The organism is Calothrix sp. PCC 6303 (genome assembly GCF_000317435.1).
In the GTDB taxonomy this organism is placed as follows: Bacteria; Cyanobacteriota; Cyanobacteriia; order Cyanobacteriales; family Nostocaceae; genus PCC-6303.
In genome coordinates, this window is record NC_019751.1 from 5,018,261 (window position 1) to 5,041,687 (window position 23,427).

At 39.4% G+C, this 23,427-nt stretch carries 21 protein-coding genes; 11 read left to right on the top strand and 10 right to left on the bottom strand.

The window, feature by feature from the left end; all coding sequences use genetic code 11:
* The first annotated feature begins 141 nt into the window (after positions 1-141).
* From CAL6303_RS20365 to CAL6303_RS20375, 3 genes are all read left to right on the top strand, one after another.
* Positions 142-3,195 carry a plasmid replication protein, CyRepA1 family gene (locus CAL6303_RS20365; RefSeq protein WP_015199718.1) on the top strand — a complete coding sequence of 1,018 codons (3,054 nt, stop codon included), beginning with the start codon at positions 142-144 and terminating at the stop codon, positions 3,193-3,195.
* A 139-nt stretch (positions 3,196-3,334) separates the two neighbouring features.
* Positions 3,335-4,231: a carbohydrate ABC transporter permease gene (locus tag CAL6303_RS20370; RefSeq protein ID WP_015199719.1), complete on the top strand. Its 897-nt coding sequence runs from the start codon at positions 3,335-3,337 to the stop codon at positions 4,229-4,231.
* Positions 4,232-4,778: 547 nt separating this feature from the next.
* Entirely contained in the window at positions 4,779-5,435 is a 657-nt protein-coding gene (locus CAL6303_RS20375) for a pentapeptide repeat-containing protein (RefSeq protein WP_015199720.1), read from the top strand.
* 192 nt (positions 5,436-5,627) lie between these two features.
* Here the strand turns inward: CAL6303_RS20375 and CAL6303_RS20380 are convergent, their stop codons facing one another.
* Complete coding sequence (locus CAL6303_RS20380) at positions 5,628-5,861, bottom strand: hypothetical protein (RefSeq protein WP_015199721.1); 234 nt, start codon at positions 5,859-5,861, stop codon at positions 5,628-5,630.
* A 462-nt stretch (positions 5,862-6,323) separates the two neighbouring features.
* Complete coding sequence (locus CAL6303_RS20385; RefSeq protein ID WP_015199722.1) at positions 6,324-6,671, bottom strand: hypothetical protein; 348 nt, start codon at positions 6,669-6,671, stop codon at positions 6,324-6,326.
* A 606-nt stretch (positions 6,672-7,277) separates the two neighbouring features.
* Between CAL6303_RS20385 and CAL6303_RS28640 the strand changes: the two genes are divergently transcribed.
* Positions 7,278-7,982: a hypothetical protein gene (locus CAL6303_RS28640; protein ID WP_015199723.1), complete on the top strand. Its 705-nt coding sequence runs from the start codon at positions 7,278-7,280 to the stop codon at positions 7,980-7,982.
* Between the two features lie 505 nt (positions 7,983-8,487).
* Here the strand turns inward: CAL6303_RS28640 and CAL6303_RS20395 are convergent.
* The 3 genes from CAL6303_RS20395 to ald form a co-directional block, all read right to left on the bottom strand.
* A complete protein-coding gene (locus tag CAL6303_RS20395) occupies positions 8,488-9,204 on the bottom strand; it encodes a pirin family protein (RefSeq protein ID WP_041740816.1) in 717 nt (238 codons plus the stop codon).
* Between the two features lie 26 nt (positions 9,205-9,230).
* Entirely contained in the window at positions 9,231-10,661 is a 1,431-nt protein-coding gene (lpdA, locus tag CAL6303_RS20400) for a dihydrolipoyl dehydrogenase (RefSeq protein ID WP_015199725.1), read from the bottom strand.
* Positions 10,662-10,990: 329 nt separating this feature from the next.
* Entirely contained in the window at positions 10,991-12,082 is a 1,092-nt protein-coding gene (gene ald, locus CAL6303_RS20405; RefSeq protein ID WP_015199726.1) for an alanine dehydrogenase, read from the bottom strand.
* 347 nt (positions 12,083-12,429) lie between these two features.
* On the opposite strand from ald, the gene CAL6303_RS29670 reads away from it, so the two are divergent.
* The 5 genes from CAL6303_RS29670 to CAL6303_RS20430 all read left to right on the top strand — a co-directional run bounded on the left by CAL6303_RS29670 (position 12,430) and on the right by CAL6303_RS20430 (position 15,700).
* Positions 12,430-12,600, top strand: a complete 171-nt coding sequence (locus CAL6303_RS29670; RefSeq protein ID WP_015199727.1) for a chlorophyll a/b-binding protein — start codon at positions 12,430-12,432, stop codon at positions 12,598-12,600.
* Between the two features lie 226 nt (positions 12,601-12,826).
* Positions 12,827-13,132 carry a hypothetical protein gene (locus CAL6303_RS20415; protein ID WP_015199728.1) on the top strand — a complete coding sequence of 102 codons (306 nt, stop codon included), beginning with the start codon at positions 12,827-12,829 and terminating at the stop codon, positions 13,130-13,132.
* A gap of 83 nt (positions 13,133-13,215) precedes the next feature.
* Entirely contained in the window at positions 13,216-14,253 is a 1,038-nt protein-coding gene (locus tag CAL6303_RS20420; RefSeq protein WP_015199729.1) for a WD40 repeat domain-containing protein, read from the top strand.
* Positions 14,254-14,354: 101 nt separating this feature from the next.
* Positions 14,355-14,939 carry a YdeI/OmpD-associated family protein gene (locus CAL6303_RS20425; protein ID WP_015199730.1) on the top strand — a complete coding sequence of 195 codons (585 nt, stop codon included), beginning with the start codon at positions 14,355-14,357 and terminating at the stop codon, positions 14,937-14,939.
* Positions 14,940-14,992: 53 nt separating this feature from the next.
* Entirely contained in the window at positions 14,993-15,700 is a 708-nt protein-coding gene (locus CAL6303_RS20430) for a thermonuclease family protein (RefSeq protein WP_015199731.1), read from the top strand.
* A 29-nt stretch (positions 15,701-15,729) separates the two neighbouring features.
* Here CAL6303_RS20430 and CAL6303_RS20435 read toward each other — a convergent pair whose 3' ends face one another.
* The 4 genes from CAL6303_RS20435 to CAL6303_RS20450 form a co-directional block, all read right to left on the bottom strand.
* Positions 15,730-16,071: a hypothetical protein gene (locus CAL6303_RS20435; RefSeq protein ID WP_015199732.1), complete on the bottom strand. Its 342-nt coding sequence runs from the start codon at positions 16,069-16,071 to the stop codon at positions 15,730-15,732.
* A gap of 213 nt (positions 16,072-16,284) precedes the next feature.
* Complete coding sequence (locus tag CAL6303_RS20440) at positions 16,285-16,905, bottom strand: heme-copper oxidase subunit III (RefSeq protein ID WP_015199733.1); 621 nt, start codon at positions 16,903-16,905, stop codon at positions 16,285-16,287.
* Between the two features lie 78 nt (positions 16,906-16,983).
* A complete protein-coding gene (ctaD, locus tag CAL6303_RS20445) occupies positions 16,984-18,684 on the bottom strand; it encodes a cytochrome c oxidase subunit I (RefSeq protein WP_015199734.1) in 1,701 nt (566 codons plus the stop codon).
* 438 nt (positions 18,685-19,122) lie between these two features.
* Positions 19,123-20,127, bottom strand: a complete 1,005-nt coding sequence (locus CAL6303_RS20450; RefSeq protein ID WP_015199735.1) for a cytochrome c oxidase subunit II — start codon at positions 20,125-20,127, stop codon at positions 19,123-19,125.
* Between the two features lie 437 nt (positions 20,128-20,564).
* On the opposite strand from CAL6303_RS20450, the gene CAL6303_RS20455 reads away from it, so the two are divergent.
* Together CAL6303_RS20455 and CAL6303_RS20460 are read left to right on the top strand one after the other, a co-directional pair.
* Entirely contained in the window at positions 20,565-21,521 is a 957-nt protein-coding gene (locus tag CAL6303_RS20455; protein WP_041739812.1) for a COX15/CtaA family protein, read from the top strand.
* Positions 21,522-21,849: 328 nt separating this feature from the next.
* A complete protein-coding gene (locus CAL6303_RS20460) occupies positions 21,850-22,806 on the top strand; it encodes a heme o synthase (RefSeq protein ID WP_015199737.1) in 957 nt (318 codons plus the stop codon).
* Between the two features lie 75 nt (positions 22,807-22,881).
* Here CAL6303_RS20460 and CAL6303_RS20465 read toward each other — a convergent pair whose 3' ends face one another.
* A complete protein-coding gene (locus CAL6303_RS20465; protein WP_015199738.1) occupies positions 22,882-23,406 on the bottom strand; it encodes a hypothetical protein in 525 nt (174 codons plus the stop codon).
* Positions 23,407-23,427 lie beyond the last annotated feature (21 nt).

Consider the following 23,427-nt stretch of genomic DNA (forward strand, 5'->3'; position numbering starts at 1 on the left):
AGCCTAATTTATAGCTAACCGATGTATTTCATCAAACCAAGTAAAATTCTGAGACGGAGAGACAGTAAAATTACTCCGCACAAAAGAATTAGATGCGTGGTAACTTGAAAATTCCTAGTCCATCACCCCTTGCTGTCAACCATGTATAACCACTATTTACATCCTCAGCACCTCGAAGAACTTATCGAGGGTAGTGGTATAGATTCTCAAATTGCCAGTTTAAATTTTAGTTCTCTCCAAGATAGAGACGCTTACAATTGCCTGTTGATTTCGGAACAGGTACCCCGTACGAACACCGGAATGGTGAAGCATAGCTGGTTACAACGTTACTCCCATGTCACCTCTGGTGGTTGGTGGTGTTCGGGGTTAGATCCTTTGAATAATTGGCAGGAGATGGAGTGGGGTTGTTTTAAACCTGATGAACCTCGCTTAAATCAAAAAGGCAAACCCATTAAGTACGAACATCCACCGGGAACCTCAACACGGGTGTTTTGCTTACGAGTGACGCTGAAAACATGGCAGAAAGTTGCCCAACGGTACAATTTAGCAATTCCCCATGATGTGAAAGTTTCTCCAGATGGGGAAGCTGTAGGGTTTTGGCAGTGGGTAAGAGAACAGAATTTGCCGATAATTATTTGTGAGGGAGTAAAGAAAGCCGCTTCATTGTTATCTTTGGGGTACAATGCGATCGCTATTCCGGGAATCACTAGTGGTTATCGTGTGGCAAAGGATGATTTTGGAAAAATAGTCAGTCGTCAACTAATTCCCGATTTAACTACTTTTGCTAGTAAACACCGGACTTTCTACATTTGTTTTGATTTTGAAACCGAACCTCGAAAAATCGCGGCGGTGAATAATGCGATTATTCAATTAGGTGTGCTGTTTCAAAGCAAAAATTGCTCAGTTCAAGTCATTAAGTTACCGGGTGCGGAGAAAGGAGTTGATGAATATATCGTCAGGAAGGGGATTAGTGGAGTTGAAAGTCTTTATCGTCAAAGTCTAGATTTAGAGCTTTATCTGGCTCAAATCAAACCCTATACCCAACTCACAATTCCTTCTACTTTATCAGTTAATCAGCGCTATTTAGGCGAAATTCCCTTTCCAAAAAGTGGCATCATTGGTGTGAAATCTGCTAAGGGAACAGGTAAAACTACAGCTTTGAAATCAGTTGTTCAACAAGCAAAAGCTAAAAATCAGCCAGTTTTATTAATTACCCATCGCATCCAGTTAGGAAAGTTTTTGTGTGACAAAATCGGGATTAATTGGGGTTTAAATAAATCATATAATTCTCGACATCTAGGACTTTGTGCAGATTCCATCTGGAAATTAAATCCCCAAGATTGGCAAGGTGGAATTATTATTTTAGATGAGGTTGAGCAGTCTTTATGGCATTTACTCCACAGCAACACCTGTAAAGACAAACGTGTCAAACTTTTGAAAAGTTTTCAAAACTTGATTTATACAGTTTTGAGCACAGGAGGAATGATAATTGCTCAAGATGCAGATTTATCGGATATTTCCTTAGAATATTTACAACAGTTAAGTGGAACAGAATTACCACCTTGGATATTAGTCAATCAATGGCAACCTGAAAAAGGTTGGGATGTGACTTTTTACGATTCTCCGAATCCAACACCCTTAATTCAGCAACTTGAATTAGATTTAATTGCTGGAAGAAAGTGCTATGTCACCACAGATAGTCGAGCAGGTCGTTATAGTTGTGAAACAATTGATAAATATCTCAAAGAACGTTTAGAAAAAATATATCGATTATTTCCCAAAACCTTAGTAATTAGCAGCAGTACTACCAATACACCAGGACACCAAGCTGTTGATTTTGTCAATGAAATTAACGATAAAGTAACAAACTATGATTTGGTTTTAGTAACTCCCAGTTTGGGAACTGGTGTAAGTATTGATATTCAACATTTCGATCGGGTTTATGGTATCTTCCAAGGTGTAATTCCCGATTCTGAAGCACGTCAAGCTTTAGCAAGGGTTCGTGATCATGTTCCGCGCACGGTTTGGTGTGCAAAACGCGGGATTGGCTTAATTGGTAGCGGCAGCACTAATTATCGTCTACTATCAGATTGGTATCAAGAAAATCAAAAAGAAAATTTAGCATTACTCAGTCCACTACAAAAAATCGATGTTGATTTGCCTTTAGCTTATGATCCAATTCATTTACGCACCTGGTCAAAAATATCTGCTAGGGTAAATTCTTCAATTAGCATTTATCGTCAATCAATGAAAGAAGGTTTATTGGCAGATGGACATCAGATTTGGCTACGTAGTAATGCGATTCAGCAGAATATTATCCGAGATTTGCGTCATGCATTTTTAGTAACAGATCCTGAAGATGCAGCAACACGACGTAGGCTCATACTAGAAATAGTCAAAGTTAAAAAAGATTGGGAAAGAAGTAGGCAGAAAAATAAACAAATTAGCCATAGTATCCGCAAAATTAAATATCAAAATCAATTAGCATCTGCAAATGCTGTAGCAAATGCAAGAGATATTGATTACGTCGAATACGAAGAACTCTTAACAAAACATTCACTTAGCGATGACGAACGTTGTCAAGTTAATAAACATAAATTGTGGCAAAGATATGGTGTTGAAGTCACACCTAAGTTAAAAATTCAAGATGATCAAGGATATTATTCGCAACTATTAATTCATTATTACCTAACTCATGAAAGTGAGTATTTCCGTGTTCGAGATCAACAGGAACTACGTCAACATTTATTTTCAGGTGAAGGTAAAATATTTTTACCTGATTTGAAAGCTTACACCTTAAAAGTTGAAGTTTTACGTGCTTTAGGGATGCAGCAGTTTCTCGAAGTAGGAAGAAAGTTTTCTGAGAATGATACAGATTTAGTTTTGTTGAAGAATACTACTTCACAATGTAGTCAACATATACAGCGTGCCTTAAATATCAACTTAGTTTGTGGAAATGATCAAAAATCGTCTTTGAAAATTTTAGGCAGATTACTAAATTTATTTGGTTTGAAATTAAAACGAACTCACGGAATTTATCAAGTTGACTTAAAGACTTTAGATGATGGTAGAGATGAAATTTTTCATGTATGGCATCAGCGTGATAAATTAATGTTGGCAAATTTGGCGGTTGTAGACAAAAATCCTCAAATTACATCCGGAGTTAGAGATTTAGCAGTAAACGCTTATCAATAATCAGCCGGCTGGCGTGGAACTTAAGTCAATATTATGATCTCAATCATGTCGTATGAGGCGAAACTTGCGTGATGAAAGAGATCTACTTCGATTAAGGTAAAATTCAAATATTATATCAGTGCCATCACGAAGCTTGCGTATGAACTCTCATAAAGTTAATCAGAATAGTAAAAATATATTAGATAATGACACTATCGCCGCGTGGATATTTCTTACTCCTGCGTTAATATTGCTGGGCTTATTTATTATTTATCCCATAATCTACTTATTATATCTTAGTTTTACTGCCGGAAGTTTCACTTCCAAGGGAGCTTATTGGGTAGGTTTTAAAAATTATTGGCGATTACTTCTGAGCAAAGATTTTTGGCAAATTATCGGCAATACAACTTACTTTACCATCACTACAGTGATTCCTAGCTTAATTATCCCTCTCGGATTAGCTGCTTTGTTAAATCGCAATATTCCCTTACGAGGTGTCATCAGAACAGCGTACTTCATCCCTTCAATTATTTCACTAGTTGCGGCTGGTTTAGGGTTTCGTTGGCTATTTCAAACAGATGGACCTGTAAACGAATTTTTAAATATTTTGGGAATTGATTCTATCTCTTGGTTGGGTGATACATTTTGGGCAATGCCTGTATTAATTATTATGAGTATTTGGAAACAGCTTGGTTTTAACATGGTTGTTTTTTTAGCTGGTTTACAAGCCATTCCCATCAGTCGTTACGAAGCATCTGAGTTAGATGGGGCAAATGAATGGCAGCAGTTTTGGCACATTACATTACCAGGAATAAGACCTACTCTAGTGTTTACAGCTGTTACTACAATTATCTTTACGCTACGCAGTTTCGAGCAGGTATTCGTTGTAACTGGTGGCGGTCCCCTCAATTCTACTAATTTGTTGGTTTATTATATCTATCAAGAAGCATTTGGACAATTTGATTTTGGTTATGCCGCAGCTGCTGCAACAGTTTTATTAGTAGTTACGTTAGTACTTGTATATTTACAGTTACGAACATGGCAAGATGATGATTAAAATCAAAGTTTGAATATATATATTATGCTGATTTGATAACGATTAGTTTATCTTACAGGTAAAAAATTATAGTACCAGAAGAAGTTATATAAGATAATATGACTTTTACTAAATTATGTGACGTAGATATAAAATTTTTTTAAATTTTACAATAAACTTCAAGTTAATTATTGAAATTTTCAGCACATGGCAATTTATGAAATTGCTGTGACTTATATCAGAGCATTATGACATTTGAAAATAAAAAACAACGTATTATCAGGGATTTTTCGGAATTCTCAATATTTTTTGGGAAATTCTTTTATTGTTCGTAAATTATTTGTTTCATATGACGGCAACTGGAGTGTAATCTCAAGGTATGGAGCAAATCATAAAAATCAAAGCTCTCAAGTTATATCAGGGTGAAATTTAGATGAAAAGCAGAAATATTCATTCACTCACCCAATTTAATTTTTTCAATCGATGATCATGTTTATTTGCATCTAGCACTTAAATTAGGTATCTACATTTCCAACACTGAGCATCCAGGATTTAGAGGAAAATTACCATGAATAACCAAGCTGATAACCAGGAACTAGTCTTGAGTCAAATCTTCAATCAAGTTGCGGATAAATCGTTCTCTCGTAATAATTTTAATGGATATAGTTTAAGTGGTGTAGATTTAAGCTCAATCGATTTGAGTGGAGTCAATTTGATTGGGGTAGATTTACGAGGTGCTAATTTGAGTAATTCTATTCTCAAAGGAGCAAATCTCAGTGGTGCAAATTTGATCGGAGCTAATTTACGAGGAATTAATTTAGAAGAAGCTTGCTTATGTGAAGCTAACTTGAATGATGCTGATTTACTTGGTGCAAATTTGTGCGGAGCTTTTTTGTGGAAAGCGAAACTGAATCAAACTAATTTACGTTCTGCTTCTTTGTGCGGGGTAGATTTAAGGAAAGCAGATTTGTATCGAGCAGTATTAGTGGAAGCATCGCTAGTTGAGGCTAATTTGATTAATGCTAATTTGATAGAAGCTAAGTTATGTGGAGCAATTTTGCTTGAGGCTAATCTAAATCGGGTTAATTTGATGAATGCAGATCTTTCATGGTCTAATTTAATGCAAACAAATTTGTTTGAAGCTAACTTGTTTAGAACTAATTTAAGTAATGCCAAACTTGTGGATACAATTATGCCCGATGGTTCAATTCATAGGTGTAAGTAAATTAGAAATAATTAAAGGTTTATCAACAAAAATTTGGAGATAGGGTTTGGGAGTTAGAAATCAAGAATTGCAGTTGGGAAATAGGAAAATAGAGTACGACACACTATCGAAGAGTTTAAGTACAAATCTTGTTTTACTGCTAGTTTCTGACTTCTGACTTACTCCTTACCCGTCCTGATGATTAGTTAAAGATTAAGCAGCTTGCTCACTTTGACAGTCAAACACTAACATAAAGCTTGCATCGGGTGTCATACGACTTAAGAGTTGCATATGACCATCTGCATCTGAGCGACTACGGAATCTAGCAACAATTTCACGTTGCATACCAGGAATCAGTTTCGCAATTGCCCATGAATTCAATCGCTTTTTGTATGCGATCGCTTCTGCTTCTGAACCACTGTGGTTGCTGTTTAATTTTTGTGTCATTATTTATGTTATCCTCATTAGATTAGCTAAAAAGCACTAGTGACTCTCTTGGCGGGGATAAGCTAGGGCTTTTTATTTTTGCTTATCACACCTGGATATCATAGCATTTTTTGAACGTCATCAGTGAATATTCGGTATTAAATGCAACTTAGTTAAAATTTTGACTAGTAGTTGATTTAATAAAGTGGTTATGGAGTAACGATTTGAGCGATTTATATAAAATATAATTGGCAGTATTTTATATGTGGAAATACCTCAAAATAGTCGGAAAATTTTTACTATTGACAGCTAAAAATCTGAACAACATCAATCCGATTTTTTTCTTGCCAAAGTCAGGATTTTGGGATAATAATATTTCTAAGGAAACCAAAAAAGCTTAGATCACCGGATTAACTATAAATAAAAGCGGTAATCTAAGCTGTTTTACATTTCGGCTAAAATCCCTCGACAAATCTACCGATTCTAATCTTTGTTAAGTAATAGTTCAAATTCAGCCTGTAATGCTCGCATATCAGCGATTCTGGCAACTAATAAATTGTCCGTGCCTGCATCATCTAACCGCAATTTCCAATAACCAATACTCTCAGAATTTTTGAGCCAAAATTCAATTATGGTTTTGACCACTTCATCTAAATTCCATCCCCATTTAATTGGAACTGGTTCGATACAGGCAATTACTGCATCAAGGGTGAAAACTTGAGTACCAAAGTATTCTACTCCCCCTATTGAAGATTTTTGAATAGTTTCTTGTTGGTGGCGAAAAAAGTGTAAAACTGGAGATACGCCAACGATATCAAATGTGTAACTCATGTTGGATCACCTTGGAAAGGATTGTGCATAAACTTTTATCCCCAAAAGGCATAAAATATATAGCTAAGTACAAAGCCCACCTCCGCAGGCTAATAAACAATGTTGCGATGAAAGTGAGATGCCAATATGATTTAGAGCCTGTTTAATTCTTTTTTTCTAAAAAGCCGACATGCTCCTTTGTCTGACAAAAACTTTCAGAGGGATGCAATTAGCAGTTGTTGTTCTTAATTGCTAAATTTTAATTAATAGAAATTAGCACTTAATGGGTGAGACTGCTAATATTTTCTTGCGTAATATATTGAGTTATATATTTAAATTAATAAGCTGTGGAGGAAAATGAAAACCATTTTATGTAAATTTTAATAATTCGTATCATTCTAATATTTTCAGATTTTCAGAGCAAAAATGTAGCATTCACAGCTTTTTTTTATCCTGTTTTATGATTTATTAACTCATCCATAATGGTGAATGAATAAGCAGCGAATAGCTAGCAAATAACTAATAAGAAATAATGCTTTAAAAATTTGGAAGCTTTTGCACCTTATTCAATATTTTTATTCAAAATAGAAGCATTAAACCTAGAATGCTTGCAGAAGGTATTATCAATTGAAGACTCGACTCATAGTCTTTTTTCTAACTGCAACTCAGTGTATTTTTTTTGTAGGGTGCGCTTCACGTAACGCACCTCAAAGGAGAGAACAGCAAAATCCCTTTCCAAGTGAACAACAGCCGTTCTCCAATCCCACAAGAACCGACACAGAGCGCAACAACGATAACGATAGAGACAGCCGCAACATAGACAACGACAGGAACGACCGCGATCGAAACAACGATAACGATAGAGACAGCCGTGACAGAGATAACGACAGGAACGACAGAAACGACGGAAACCACCGCGATCGCAACAATAACGGAGGGGGTGAATATCGTAATCGCCAAAAAAAGTACAATGCTCCAGGATGGCACTCTCATCGGATCAATGTTACCACCAGTGAGATGACATTTCGTCTATCACAATCAGATATCCCTGCTGGTGATGTCGATTTTATTGTGACAAATGCTGGTCGAATTCCTCATGAAATGTCGGTAATTAAAACTACTTTTCCTGCGAACCAATTACCCGTAACTCAAAATGGTCTACTAGATCAACAAAAAGCAGGTGAAAAGGTAGGTGAAATTAATGCTCAAGAACTTAAAGGTGGTGCAACTAGAGTTCTCAGAGTGAATTTAACACCAGGCAAGTATCTCGTAGTTTCTAATCCACCAGGCAATTTTCAAGGTGCGATGAAAGCTATCTTTGTAGTTAAGTAAGATTTCTATTAGTGACATCTCCTACACTTGGGTAGGTGTATGCTAGTCTACGACAAGCCGATGCAGCGTCTACCTTACATCGCTTTTTGAGGCATTTGAATCGCTCAAAAAGCTTCAGATTTGATCATGGACGGGGTTTAATATCCCCGATTTCCTTAAGGAAATCGGGGATTTTTAACGTTGGTAAGCTGTTAAGCACCTAATTTGTATATCTAGTTTGGCGGGACGGAAACCGACACCACCAAACTGTCTCTATTCCACAATAAAAATTGGTTGAAGGAGACAGAAGGCAGAGGGCAGAAAACAGTATTCCTTCCTGCCTCCTGCCCTCTGCCTTTCCCGATAATTATTTAATTGAAAGTCCCCAATAGCAGGCATCAAAAAAAGCATTTGAGGGTGAGCTAAGGAACGGGAATTTAATAACGTGCAATTTTGCTAGACAATGAAATGGTGCGTTACGCTCCGCTTACACACCCTACTTTTGTACTTTATTTAATCCACGCTCCTAACCTAAATCAAACAACAAAATTTCTCCACCAACATCACTAGAAATTTCTAATTCATTTTCGCCGCTCAGTTGCACTGCATCACCACCATGAAGGGTTTCTTGATTAAAAGTCACGACACCTTTCGCAACCTGTAACCACCCGTGACGATTGGGTAATAAGTTGTAACTAACTTGCTCGCCAGGTGACAAAATAGCGGTGTATAAATTTAGATCTTGGTAAATTGTCACAGCACCATCACGTCCATCTTGAGCGGCAATTAAGCGTAATTTACCGCTTCTTTCTGCTACGGAAAATGCTTTTTGTTCATAGCGAGGTTCTAAGTTGTTGCGGCTAGGTAAAATCCAGATTTGTAATAGATGTACTGGATCAGTTGTTGAAGCATTATACTCACTATGTCTAATGCCAGTACCAGCGCTCATTACTTGGGCTTCACCAGGAAGAATGACTGAACCATTGCCTAAGCTATCTTTATGTTCTAAAGCACCATCTAAAACATATGTGAGAATTTCCATATCTTTGTGAGGGTGGGTTGCAAAACCTCTTCCAGGAGCAATATGATCATCGTTAATTACTCTTAGTGATCTAAAACCCATTCGCTCAGAATCATAGAAATTACCAAAGGAAAAGGTATGACGACTATCAAGCCAGTCAAGTTGGGTTATGCCACGAGCATCGCTATGATGAACTAGGTGACTAATTAGGCTGCTAGTCATAGTATTTAGGTTGTTAACATGCATACTTACGATGTTACCGCACGCTTATATGCTTCATCTAAAACTTCTGAAAGTGTTGGGTGTGCATGAACTAAATGTGCTAAGGTGTGGACGCTTTGACGATTAGCGATCGCAGCTGAAGCTTCATGGATTAAATCGGAAGCATGGATGCCAAAAATATGGACTCCTAACACTTCACCTGTATCTTTGCGGTAGATAACTTTGGCGATACCATCGGCTTCACCTTCTGCCAAAGCTTTGGAATTACCTTTGAAGTAACTCTTGGCTACACCTATTTGAAAACCAGCAGCAGTAGCTTTTTCCTGTGCTTGGACTTCTGTCATTCCCACATAACTGACTTCTGGATGGGTAAATGCGGCTGCGGGGATGCTTTGGTAGTCAATTTCTCGGCTTCTACCACAAATATTTTCCACCGCAGTGATACCTTGGGCAGATGCGGCATGTGCCAACATCATTTTTCCGGTGGCATCTCCAATTGCCCAGAGATGTGGGACTACTTCCCCGGAACTGAGTACTTCCATTTTATCATTTACCGGGATAAAATTTCGGCGATCGCGTTCGGCTCCAACTGACTCTAAACCAAGGTTTTCTGTCATGGGGATGCGTCCAGTTGCCACTAAACAAGCATCGACTTCGATTGTCCCCACATCTTCTTTGGTTTTGAAGTTTGCCAATTCAATCACTACGGGGGAACCAGGAATAACTCGTTTGGCATATATACCCACGTAGGTTTCGATATCACGGGGTGTAATTAATACTCTTTCTGCCAACTTAGCAATGTCCCGATCAAACCCTGGCATTAATTGATCTAAGGCTTCAATCATGGTGATTTCACAGCCCAATGCCGAATAGACATCGGAAAATTCTAAACCAATGTAACCGCTGCCAATGATTGCTACCCAGTCAGGTAAGGTCTCTAATTTGACACCTTGGTCGCTGGTATATACAGTTTTACCATCCACTTCAATTCCTGGGGGGACAAAGGGAATGGAACCAGGGGAAAGAATAATATCTTTGGCGGTAATAGTTTTTTCGCCGCTATCGGTGGTGATACTAACTTTTTGACTACCTGCCAATTTACCCCAACCGCGAATAATATCTACGTTCAGACGCTTGAGGGAGTTGGTTAAATCACCTTGAATCTTCGCTACTAGGCTTCCGGCGTGGGATGCGATCGCTTCTCTGTTAAAACTAACATTATCAACTTGAATGCCCAATGATTTGAGATGATGAGCATTCCGCAAATCACGCACCCTTCCCGAAGCTGCCAATAAAGCCTTTGAGGGGATACAACCACGATTTACGCAAGTTCCCCCCATATCCGCAGCTTCAATAATTGCAGTCTTCAAACCACAACTAACAGCGTGGAGGGCTGCACCATGTCCGCCCACACCCGCGCCGATAATTACTAAATCATAATCAAATCCATCACTCACTTTGGTGTCCCCGTGCGCTGTGCTCTATATATTTTCAACTGACGATGTAACCGATGCAAGTACCTCAACAAAGAAGCAGGAGGGAAGGGACAGGGGGCAAGGGAAAATAATTTGTTGTACAAAGCTGTGAAACAATGCGGAATATGGGTTTAAGCCTCTCGCTTTTGCTAATTACAACAGACATCAATTGCTAGTGCGTGACACTGTATCAGCATTTCTCTTTGACGTGGAGATTTTTTCGTAGTGTCACACACCCTACAAACTACAAACTTTTCCCCTATTCCCTGCTCAAATTCCCTTACCTCATCTCTTAATTTTAATTGCTAAAGCTAACTTGCTAAATCAGGAAAAACTTCTTGCACTGCTGGATGGACTAACTTATGATTGCTGACATTTACACCTTTAGCTAGTGCTGGATTAACTTCCAATGCTTTTAAGCCCAAGTTAGCTAACTGTTGAACGTATGGCAAAGTGCTGTTATTCAAAGCTTGGGTAGCTGTCCAAGGTGCTGCACCCGGCATATTGGGAACTCCGTAGTGGAGGACACCCGATTCTAAGTACACTGGGTTAGTGTGGGATGTGGGATGTAAAGTTTCTACGCAACCACCTTGATCGACCGCAACATCGATAATCACTGAGCCGGGACGCATTTGTTGAACTAATTCACGAGAGACTAGGATGGGCGCTCGTTTACCCAAAATCAATACGGCACCGATGAGTAAATCTGCTTCTTTGACTGCGGCTTCGATATGTGCCGAATTACTATAAAGTAGTTCCACACGGGAACCAAATAGGGTTTCTAAATAACTCAAACGATCGACATTAACATCTAATATTGTGACTGTTGCACCCATCCCGACGGCGATTTTTGCGGCTTCTGTCCCCACAACACCGCCACCGAGAATTACAACTTTACCAGCTTTCACCCCAGGTACCCCACCCAGGAGGACACCGCGTCCACCCTGTTGCTTTTCCAGATATCTGGCTCCAATTTGGACCGATAACCTTCCAGCAATGATACTCATGGGGGTCAACAAAGGTAGGCGATTGGCTCCTGGTAACTCTACTGTTTCATAAGCGATCGCGCATACGCCAGAATCCATTAAATGCTCAGTTAATTCCCGATCAGCGGCTAAATGTAAATAGGTAAATAATATTTGATCTTTCTGTATATATTTGTACTCACTTTTCAGAGGTTCCTTGACTTTGACAACTAATTCTCGTTGCCAAGCGGATTCAGATGCAGTCACAATCTTTGCCCCAGCACTCACATACTCTTCATCGCTGAAACCAGCACCTGTACCCGCACCTGTCTCGACAAATACAGTATGTCCACTTTCCCCTAACACCCGCACACTGGAGGGACTTAGCCCAACCCGAAACTCTAAATCTTTAGTTTCCTTGGGAACACCAATTTCCATTGACTGCCTCTGTGTTGATTTTTGTTTAGTTTAGTGTCTCAATCTCCAGACTGCCAGTTTGGTACCAGATATACCTTATTCATGTTTAATTGCTGAAAGTTCGGCAATTACCACCTCAAACTATTTAAGTTGCTTACTCAAGCTATCCAAAAATCCTATTACTAAAATTTATAAATAAATATAAAGAACTGTAAAGAGTCGTAGACATGTGGTATAACTTGGATATCCTGTAAAATCGTAAATAAACCCTTTGTGATATTTGCGATCGCTTAAGACTCGTAGTCTTACTTAAACTTCTAAAAATTTCTCAGAACTAAACCTTTACCAACAAGAGACTTCCCTGAATCATGACACAACCACAGCCTTCCATTACACCAAAGCTTGAAGATCCTAAATTTGGCTTTAATTACTACGCAGAACGTCTCAATGGTCGGGCAGCGATGATCGGTTTTCTTCTAATGGTAGTGATTGAGTATGTTACAGATAAAGGAGTATTATCTTGGCTAGGTCTAAGATAAATTGATATCAAGGTATAATTTGTATATTTTATACCAGCAATTAGATAAATTAAAGCCAGCTGCTTATCCCAGCTGGTTTTTAGTAGTAGGTTAAATATCAACATCTCATACCACCAGTTCTTGAAATTATAATAAAGAAACAGGCTTTCTCAAGAAATGCCCATAACGATGGGGTAATTTTAGGTAGATTTATACAAAAACTTTAGCTAGAGCAAAATAATCTGTGATGAATGCAGTGTTACCTCGTATTTTAAAATCAGCCTATCGGAGAGACCCTATCATCAGCGTTGTCATGACGATGGGTTTAGTTGATGCTTTAATTGGTGGACTAGATGATAGCTGGTCTTTATTTATCTTTGGCTTGATAATTACAGGAGCTTCTTTGGGAGTCAAACTGTGGAAAGTTCAGCAAAATCGGCAAATTCCCCAGGATGAACCCGTTTTACAGCAACGTTATTTACCTTCAAAATCCAGTTCTAGTGCTTCAGCTTTGCCAATGTTAAGTGTGACAAAGAAAAGACCACCGCTATAACGCAGGGGAACAAGGGGAGGGAAGAAAAGGGATTCTACTTTTTATACCAACTATAGTAGTGGTTAACGAGTTAGGAAAAAACTGTGAGGAGTGTTAGCAAAAGAAAAGCTGTAATTTTGGCTGTAGCCGTTTTAACAGCATATTTCACCATTGAACCTACAAAATCTCAACAATTGATTTTACCGAGGGTTTTAGCGGCAGAAGCACCAGTAAATACAGCAGCTAGCAAATTTGTTAAACCCAAGTTGGCTTACAGCTTAAAAGGTCATACAGGAACCGTTAAAACCGTCACCTTTAGTCCGGATAGCAAAAGGCTATTCAGTGGTGGTGCGGATAGTGATGGTAGTGTTTTTATCTGGAGTACTTCCCATGGCGATCGTAAAGGATTGATAAATCGGGCACATAAAACAGCAGTTCAATCCTTAGTAGTTTCACCAGATGGTCAGACATTAGCCAGTTGTGGTAGCGACTATATGGTGAACATTTGGAATTTGAAGAAAAACCAATTCATTCGGACGTTTGTAGGACACAGTAGTAATGTCCTGTCTTTGGCAGTGACACCAGATAGTAAAATGCTAATTAGCGGTGCCACAGATGGAATCAGGATTTGGGACTTATTGCAACGTCGTCCTTTGAGTACCTTGGCAAAATTTGATAATGTTATTTATGCCGTAGCTGTGAGTCCAGACGGTAAGATTTTTGCCAGCGGTGATAAAAATGGTGTAGTTAAGCTGTGGGATTTGGGGACAGGAAAATTAATTCGAGAATTTACAGCACATACAAATATTTTGACAAGTCTTACTTTTAGTAAAGACGGAAAAACCCTAATTACAGCCAGCCGCGATCGCACAATCAAACTATGGGGTGTAGAATCAGGGATGCTTAATCGTACCTTAACTGGACACAACGATTGGGTAAACGCCATTTCACTTCATCCAGATGGTGAAACCTTGGCAAGTGGAGGACGTGACGGGGTGAAAATTTGGAATTTAACCACAGGTGAAGTGATTAGCACCTTATATAATCATACCGATTGGGTGAGTGCGATCGCATTTAGTCCCGACGGTAAGATGCTAGCTAGTGGTGGATTTGATAAAAATGTTAATTTGTGGCGATTTTAATTTTGATTAACGCAGATAGTCCCCCATAAACCCAAATATTCAAACTGGATCAATTTGGGTGCATCCCAGTTTTTATACTTCAACATGCCAAAGTGACGATGATGTCTAAATTTGAAGATAAATTAGAAAAGTTTCACGCTGCCAGTCGTGAAGAATGGCGTTTATGGTTGCATAAAAATCACAATGAATCTATTGGTGTATGGCTAGTATATTATAAAGTAAAAAGTGGTAAACCCAGCGTTAAATATAGTGAAGCAGTAAAAGAAGCTTTATGTTTTGGTTGGATTGATAGCAAAGTAAAATCCTTGGATGCAGAAAGCTATATGCAAGTATTCACCCCAAGAAAACCAAAAAGTGTCTGGTCGAAATTAAATAAGCAGTATATCGAAGAACTGATTGCAGAAGACTTAATGACTGAGTTTGGGATAGCAAAAATTGAAGTTGCAAAGCAAAATAATTCTTGGACAAGTTTAGATGCAATAGAAGCGTTAATAGTCCCAGAAGATTTACAGGAAGCTTTTGAACTAAATGCAACTGCCAAAAAGTATTTTCAATTATTTAGTAACACAACTAAGAAAAATATTCTGCTGTGGATTCAAAGTGCAAAACGTTCGGAAACCAGGTTAAAGCGAATCGAACAAACCATATTATCAGTAACTCAAAATAAAAGTCCGTTAGTACGTTGATTTTTACACAAGAATAATTACTTAAATACAATAGTAATAATACTTAAAAAACAATGGAATTACTAGAGTTTATTTTGATGCTAGCAACAGTAACTGGCATCATCAATGGAGAAATAATAGCAATTAAAGACAACACAGGGCAGGTAGGACAAGTCAAGCTAACATGTATTAATCCACAGCCTAATTTAGCAGCACCGAGGCTAAAAGAACTACTACCAGCAGATAGTCCTGTAGTTATTAGAAGTATAGAAAAAGATCAAAGCGGTCGTATAGTTGGCGAAGTATATGTGGATAATCGCTCAATCAATCTGCGTTTAGTAGAGGAAGGGAACGCTGTTGTGAATAGAGAAACTTTAAATAACTGTTCGGAAAACAAAATCCAATATTTGATAGCAGAAGCTAATGCTAAAAATAAACAACTGGGATTGTGGCAGCAATCAAAAGTACATTCTTTGCAAGGAAAATTAATTTATCAAGAAATTACCCCTGTGATGTCAACTAGATCTTATAGGGGAGAAGAATTTTTTTTAGTCACTAATTTCCCAGAAAAAAATCGATTAGTGCTACTTCCATCAGCGCAGGTTTCTCGTACTCAATTGCAAGCACTTCATAATCAACAAGTTGAAATTAAAGCGGTGTATATTGAAGGTATAAAACCTGATTCTGCTGGCGTTGCCTGTCCTATTGATGCTGATGGAAAATGTATGCCTCAAGGTGGTGGTTATCAAGTTTTATCTGTATCGAGATCTCCCGTTAAGTAAGTCATTTTGAACAATGCTTAAACTTATCCTTACTTAAGCTGCCAGGAAGCAATACAAAATGAAATAGCAAACAACGAATGTACAACCATTGCAGGTGGATTAGCTGTGTTATTATTCAAACTGTAAATTTGGGAAATAGTTGTTGCTGTGTGAAAAACACATAGGGTAATTAACCCTGGTTTTAATGCTTTGGTGCCAATCAAATCCAGCATTAAAAAACTCAAAGTACCAAATGCCAAAGCCCCGCATCCAATTACTCTCAATAAAGAAATCGACATAGCGCTATCTTTTAATATCATGTTGGGGAAGAAAAGAAACACGCAACCAATTCCGATTTCAAAAATAGTATTAGCTATTAATAGTATTTGCATAAATTTATTTTAACTAGGCTTTATTTAGTTGGTAATCTATTGTATATTACCCAAAAAATATCAATACCATCATAGTGTCAACGTTGCTACAAGCGAACGCACAGTAATTGGGAAGCCAAATTAACAAAATAGCTATAGCTTCGATGACGGTAAAAATACAAAAATCCCCAATTGTATAAATTGGGGATCTAGAGTTGAAAAAACTAGAGAAAACTACAGCAAATAAATCAAACCGAATAAAATAATCCAAACGACATCGACAAAGTGCCAGTAGATTTCTGCTGCTTCGATGCCGAAATGCTTCTCATTACTATAGTGTCCTGGTTTACGCGATCGCCATAACACTGAAAGTATTGCTAATACGCCAATTGTCACATGCAACCCGTGAAATCCAGTCAAAACATAAAAAGCACTGGCAAATAGGTTGGTTGTCAACCCAAATTCTAGGTGAGTATATTCATATACCTGACCGCATAAAAAGATAATTCCCATCACAGCAGTAATGGCAAACCACTTTTGCATCCCCTTGACATCGTTCTTTTTAATTGCGGTGTCAGCGTTGTGAATTACAAAACTACTGGCAATTAGGTTGACGCTATTGATTCCAGGAAGCAATAATTCTAACTCTGGGGTTCCTTCGGGAGGCCACACAGGTATTGTTGCCCGGTAAACTAAGTAAGCCCCAAATAAACCTGCAAAAATCATTCCTTCTGCAATCAGGAAGACAACCAAGCCAAACAACCGAAAATCTGGATGTTCTTCGTGGTGTTCTGTAGTCGCTGCATGGTGATGATTTAACTCGGTTTTTGCTGGGTCAATAATTTGACTTTGCATGAAATTTTATTGTTAAAGGACAAGTTTGATCTCCAGATCACCGACTTCTTTAAGAAGTCAGTGATCTGTGCTTTTCATCTACGGTTCGGCACGTAAAACCGAATTGGGACCACCAGATATCACCGGGTCAGGGTCTTGTAAAGGTGTACTGGGGGAAGCTTTTTCCAAGCCGTAATCATAGGGTCCAGTTGCTAAAACGGGAATACCTTCAAAGTTTTCGATTGCTGGTGGTGAAGTTGTCATCCATTCCAATGTCAAACTTCTCCAAGGGTTATCTCCAGCTTTTTCACCGTACAACCAACTCCAAATGATGTTGATGATAAAGGGAAAAGTTGAAATAGCTAAGATATAGGAACCGTAAGTACAAATTTCGTTCAGGCTGGTAAATTTGGGATCGTATTGAGCGATACGTCGATTCATCCCCATCAAACCGAGTTTATGCATCGGTAGGAATGTCATATTTAAACCGACGATAGTTAGGGCAAAGTGAACCCGACCCCAAAATTCGTTGTACATACGCCCAGTCATTTTGGGAAACCAGTGATAGATTGCCGCAAAAATACCGAGAACGCTACCACCAAAAAGTACATAGTGAAGGTGAGCAACAACAAAATAGGTATCGTGAACGTGGATATCAAATGGCACAGCAGCTAACATTACACCACTGATACCACCGATCACGAAAGTTCCCACAAAGCCGATAGCGAAGAGCATGGGGGAATTTAAGCTGATTTTGCCACCCCACATTGTCGCCAACCAACTAAATATTTTAATCCCAGTAGGTACAGCGATAATCATGGTGGTAATCATGAAAAACATCCGTAACCATCCAGGTATACCACTAGTGAACATGTGGTGTGCCCAAACAATCAAACCCAGGAAACTAATGGCTAAACTGGAGAATGCGATCGCTTTATAGCCGAAAATGGGTTTTCGAGAATGGGTAGGAATAATTTCGGAAATCGCCCCAAAGAAAGGCAAAATCATGATGTACACAGCTGGGTGGGAGTAGAACCAAAACATGTGTTGGTAAACTACCGGATCACCACCACCTGATGGATTAAAAAATGCTGTTCCCGCGATTAAATCAAAAGACAGCAAAATCAAACCAGCGGCTAATACTGGAGTCGCAAGCAATGCCAAAGCTGAAGTCGATATCATTGCCCAGCAGAACAACGGCATTTGGAAAATTCCCACACTGGGTGCGCGCATTTTAATCAGCGTCACCAAAAAGTTGATTGCACCCAAAATTGAAGAGGTGCCCAACAGCAGGATACTCATAATCCAAATGCCTTCACCTACCTTCCCAGTAACTAAACTTAGAGGGGGATAGGAAGTCCAACCAGCATCGGGTGCATCACCCAAAACTAAACTACTAATTAACAGAATTCCAGCTGGGGGAATTACCCAAAAAGCCACAGCATTCAATTTAGGAAATGCCATATCTTTTGCCCCAATCATCAATGGAATCAAATAATTGGCAAATCCTGCCCCCGCTGGTACAATCCACAAAAAAATCATGATTGTAGCGTGCAGCGTGAACAGACTGTTATAGACTTCTGGAGTGACAAAATCAACTTCTGGGGTTCGCAGTTCGGTACGTACCAAATCTGCCATTAAACCACCGATACAGTAAAAAATGAAGCTTGTCACCAAGTATTGAATGCCAATCACCTTGTGATCAGTACTAAAGGTGAAAAATTCCCACCATTTTCTGATCCCCGGTTCCTCAATCTTGGCTGGAATATTTGCTTTTTCTTGGATTTGGGCTTGTGTCATAAAGGTTTTATGTCATTTAAGTCAAGAATCAAGAGTTATCGGTAATGACAAAAATAGAAGCGCGGTGAAATTTAAGAATACCCATGTCCCCATGTTTTGCCGTTAACAGTGAAAAGTGATGTTTTATCGGTTGGATCAAGTTATCCTATTTTTCACAACTTCTAGCTTTCACAAGGAGTCATTCGCTTATAGTCTCCTAAGGAAGAACTTAAACTTTGATAACTATTTACCGATAAGCTGCGAGGCATCTAATTTTGATATAAGACACGGGCAAGACTTCGGTGTGAGCGCTCAGTCCTTACCTCCGGTACACTTCGTTCCGACAGGCTCAGGAACCATCGAACGCTGCCCGCACTACAATTATTTTGTGTTTTTGGCTTATACAATCTAGCTGGACATCAGCCTAACTGATAACTCTTTTCACCTTGACTTTTTTGACTAATGGTGTACTTGATGTAATACTTCAGGTTCAATTCCCATTTCATGGGTGTAATGTGCGAGAAACTGATCGGCAAAAGGAGCAGTAGGATTAATTGCCACAGCCTGATTCATAGTTTCTGCACTAGCAACTAATTGCTCTTGTACCCATTTATCGTATGCTTCTTGGGGTTCAACGATCACACGAGTCCGCATAGCACCATGATAGGGACCGCATAATTCCGCACAAATTAGAGCATAATCGCCCTCAACTTGGGGAGTAAAACGGATTTGGGTTTGTCTTCCGGGAATCAAGTCCTGTTTGAGGCGGAATTCTGGCACCCAAAAAGCGTGAATCACGTCATTTGCTGCCATGTTCAAATTTACTTCACGTCCGATGGGGACATGTAACTCTCCACTACTGATACCTAGTTTGGGATAGGAGAAAATGAAAGCGTACTGAAGCCCAGCTACGTCTACTTCTAAATCTGGGGGATTTTCAGCATTTTCTGGAGTCCCACCGATCCCAGCGTTAACCTCAGCAATTTGGTTGAGGTTTGTAACTTTCGCTTCTCCCACTTCTGCCACGGGATGATCGTGGTTCATTGTGGCAGCCATAGCACTTCCATGGCTCTTCATTGCTTGAGGTGCGCCGTGTCCACCATGGGGATCAAAGCCGCCCATTTCGTTATAGATATCAAAGCTATATACTGAAATACCGAAAACAATAATTGCTGGGATCGCCGTCCAGAGGATCTCTAGGGGTACATTACCATGTACTGGTTGACCATCTGTTTCATCGCCTGGGCTACGACGATATTTAATTGCGGCATAAATTAAAATTCCTTCAACCAAAATGAATATGCCTGTAGACACAACCATCATGGTGTTGAATAAGCCATCAATGAGAAAAGCTTCCTTGGATGCTGCTACTGGTAGTAAGCCGTGATTTTGACCATACCACAGGCTGACGAGTGTCAGCAGAATACCAACTAGTAGTGTCCAGATTGAATTTGGGATTTTCACGGTGGATTTACGCTAATGACTTTACTACTTTTGGACAGAGCTGCTTACTTACTAAGGTAATCCAGCGTATAAGACATGGAGTCGTAGAAGGTGAAATAATTATTAATTTTTTAGCTTCTGTTTTGTTTCTCGAATCTGGGAAAACGCTTTATCTGCCTTATGATGCGTATAAATTGAGATGAAATCTGAGGAAATTAGAATGATTACGCAATAGGTAATTATAACTGGAGTAATTTTCTGAGAACTACTTAAGAATCTCTAAAGCTTTGGGCTAATAATGGTTTTCCTGATTCACAGTATAACAACAGACCTAATCTTGAACCTAGATTTTGTACGCTAGGGTGGAATAGGGCGCTGAAATAAAATTGCCCAAAATAAAATAAAACTTCAGACAATCAATAGCTCTATTCAAATATATGGAGCGCAAGGTGACATTCATGAGCGAATTTGTTCTCGAACAACAAACAGTAGCGGTGGAACCGCAGCCGAAAGAGCGAATTCGTCGCTTGGTGTGGAAGATGTGTATAGCCACTTTGATTTTAATGGCGATAGGCAGTGCCACCCGTGTGATGAATGCTGGGCTAGCTTGTCCAGATTGGCCTTTGTGCTACGGTGAACTAGTACCCACTAAACAAATGAATCTCCAAGTGTTTTTGGAGTGGTTTCATAGATTGGATGCAGCCTTGATTGGTGTGAGCGCGATCGCACTCTCTGGAATATCCTGGTGGTATCGTCGTTTTTTACCTGGTTGGCTACCTTGGGCAGCAACCTTTGCTCTGTTCCTGATTGTTTTTCAAGGTATTCTTGGTGGTTTAACTGTCACCCAATTATTGCGGTTTGATATCGTCACCGCCCACTTCGGAACAGCGTTGTTATTTTTTACTACACTGCTCATAATTGGTACGGTACTTACTCCTTACCAGGGAACGGGGAATGTTGGTAAGCTACACTGGATTGGTTTAGTAGCATCAGTTTTAGTTTATATTCAAAGTTTACTTGGTGCGGTGGTTGGCTCTCGCTGGGCTTTGCACCAATGTTTTGGTGGATACCAACTCTGTGGCGTGATGTATACCCACATTTTTGGTTTAGTTCCCCCAACAGTGGCAACTTTAGCCTTGGTTTTCGTCGCTTGGCGTACACCAGCACTACATCCTGCCCTCAGAAGACTGGTTAACATGGCAGGTGCGCTGTTGTTATTACAATTGCTAATTGGGGTTGCGACTTTCCGCTTACACCTTCAAGTAGAACCCCTAACCGTCTCCCACCAGGCAATTGGAGCCACATTACTAGGAACTTTAGTCGCTTTTACAGTCTTAGCATGGCGTGATTCAGTTACCAATTACGGCAATATCTCCTACCCCCTTGACATTGCCCCATCGATTAAAGGTTCATAAACAGCAGAATCAAATTATTAAAAAAAGTTAGGAGTTGTAGAGGTTCTGTAAACAGCGTCTCTCAACTATTACACCCCACGTAACAGTTATCAGTTACCAGTTATGAGTTAACAGCTATCAGCTTGAGTCGAGCGTACTTTATCTACGGTACACTTCGTTCCAACAAGTGATACAAGCAGCAGTTCGACAAGCTCACTGTAACACCTGCCGAACTACTCACTACAACTAACTGACAACTACTGATAACTGATAACTGTTTACTGTTCACTGACTTCAAAGCAGGGGGCTGTTAAATAACATAATTGAAAAATAAGGAACTAGTGCCGACATGATTGAGACTAACGTCTCTCGCCACCACGCGACGTTTTTAGAGGTAATTCAAAGCTATTATCAGCTGACAAAACCTCGAATTATCCCCTTATTGCTGATTACCACAGCAGGTAGTATGTGGATTGCTGCCAAAGGACAGGTAGATCCATTACTGTTACTGGTAACGCTAACTGGTGGTACCCTGGCTGCTGCTAGTGCCCAAACCATCAATTGTATTTACGATCGGGATATCGATTATGATATGGAGCGGACTCGCCATCGCCCCATACCTTCAGGTAAAGTTCAACCCCGTGATGCGTTGATTTTTGCGATCGCACTCGCTGCTTTATCCTTTATAATTCTCACTGTCTTTGCTAACGTACTGGCTGCTTCCCTAGCATTTTCAGGTATTGGATTTTATGTTTTAATCTATACCCATCTTCTCAAACGCCATAGCACCCAAAATATTGTGATCGGTGGTGCGGCTGGAGCGATCCCTGCCTTAGTTGGCTGGGCTGCCGTCACCGGGAGTCTGAGTTGGACAGCTTGGTTACTATTTGGTATCGTGTTTCTTTGGACACCTCCCCATTTTTGGGCATTGGCGTTGATGATTCGGGATGATTACGCAAAGGTAGGAATACCGATGCTACCAGTAATTGCTGGTGCCAAAGCAACAGTATGGCAAATTTGGTGGTACACCTTAATTACAGTATTTGCCAGCATGTTACTGATTTATCCCTTACAAGAAAGCGGTTTACTTTACGGGGCGATCGCACTTGCTCTAGGATCTGTATTTATCCGTAAATCTTGGCAACTCCTACAAAATCCCGAAGATAAACCCAGCGCTCGAAGTTTATTTCTTTACTCTATTTCCTACATGATGCTGCTGTGTTTGGGTATGGTGATTGATAGTTTGCCTATTACCCAACATGCCATCGCTTTTGCAATTAACAAGCTGCATTTACTTGTAGCTTAAAACTTGATTGCACGATCAAATTTTAATCAAAACCTCCGTCAGCAATAATTAGGTTGACGGAGGTTCACTATTTTCTTACGTAACATGCTCGGATTTGTGAACAATACTGGGAATAGACATGAAAATTAGGATAATTAGATTCGCCACCCAAAACAACAGAATCAACCATAATAGACCTAATTCTACTTGAGTGTAATTTGCCAAGTGTAAACCTTCCCAAAGTTGCCAAAGTCGAAAAATTGTGTAAATAGTTCCAATAATCACCACAACACTTTTGACAAACAAACGGCTAAAGCTGACCTCACAAACTAACTGAATTGCAACTACTCCAAGATAACTTCCCAAAAATTGACGAACAATTGATTGATTCCACAAAGTGATTAACATCACAAATGGGACAATTACTCCTATAACCAAAGCAACCCTGAGCCAAATTCGCATAAACTGCCATTGCCTCTCACTAAATGTGATGACATCGCTTAAGGGTAAATTCCCGGTTTTGATCAACCAACCTCCTCCCCCGCTCAAGACTGTGGCGATCGCTAGGAAGGATACAATAGTTAAACTGTTATTGGCAACAGCAGTGGAAGTTATATTCATAAGTTATAAATTTTACACCTG

Coding starts and splice junctions, on each gene's coding strand:
- CAL6303_RS20375 (WP_015199720.1), top strand. CDS start 4,779: ATGAATAACCAAGCTGATAACCAGGAACTAGTCTTGAGTCAAATCTTC.
- CAL6303_RS20465 (WP_015199738.1), bottom strand. CDS start 23,406: ATGAATATAACTTCCACTGCTGTTGCCAATAACAGTTTAACTATTGTA.
- CAL6303_RS20365 (WP_015199718.1), top strand. CDS start 142: ATGTATAACCACTATTTACATCCTCAGCACCTCGAAGAACTTATCGAG.
- CAL6303_RS20455 (WP_041739812.1), top strand. CDS start 20,565: ATGAGCGAATTTGTTCTCGAACAACAAACAGTAGCGGTGGAACCGCAG.
- CAL6303_RS29670 (WP_015199727.1), top strand. CDS start 12,430: ATGACACAACCACAGCCTTCCATTACACCAAAGCTTGAAGATCCTAAA.
- CAL6303_RS20380 (WP_015199721.1), bottom strand. CDS start 5,861: ATGACACAAAAATTAAACAGCAACCACAGTGGTTCAGAAGCAGAAGCG.
- ald (WP_015199726.1), bottom strand. CDS start 12,082: ATGGAAATTGGTGTTCCCAAGGAAACTAAAGATTTAGAGTTTCGGGTT.
- CAL6303_RS20385 (WP_015199722.1), bottom strand. CDS start 6,671: ATGAGTTACACATTTGATATCGTTGGCGTATCTCCAGTTTTACACTTT.
- CAL6303_RS20415 (WP_015199728.1), top strand. CDS start 12,827: ATGAATGCAGTGTTACCTCGTATTTTAAAATCAGCCTATCGGAGAGAC.
- CAL6303_RS20435 (WP_015199732.1), bottom strand. CDS start 16,071: ATGCAAATACTATTAATAGCTAATACTATTTTTGAAATCGGAATTGGT.
- CAL6303_RS20425 (WP_015199730.1), top strand. CDS start 14,355: ATGTCTAAATTTGAAGATAAATTAGAAAAGTTTCACGCTGCCAGTCGT.
- CAL6303_RS20440 (WP_015199733.1), bottom strand. CDS start 16,905: ATGCAAAGTCAAATTATTGACCCAGCAAAAACCGAGTTAAATCATCAC.
- CAL6303_RS20395 (WP_041740816.1), bottom strand. CDS start 9,204: ATGACTAGCAGCCTAATTAGTCACCTAGTTCATCATAGCGATGCTCGT.
- CAL6303_RS20430 (WP_015199731.1), top strand. CDS start 14,993: ATGGAATTACTAGAGTTTATTTTGATGCTAGCAACAGTAACTGGCATC.
- CAL6303_RS20370 (WP_015199719.1), top strand. CDS start 3,335: ATGAACTCTCATAAAGTTAATCAGAATAGTAAAAATATATTAGATAAT.
- ctaD (WP_015199734.1), bottom strand. CDS start 18,684: ATGACACAAGCCCAAATCCAAGAAAAAGCAAATATTCCAGCCAAGATT.
- CAL6303_RS20460 (WP_015199737.1), top strand. CDS start 21,850: ATGATTGAGACTAACGTCTCTCGCCACCACGCGACGTTTTTAGAGGTA.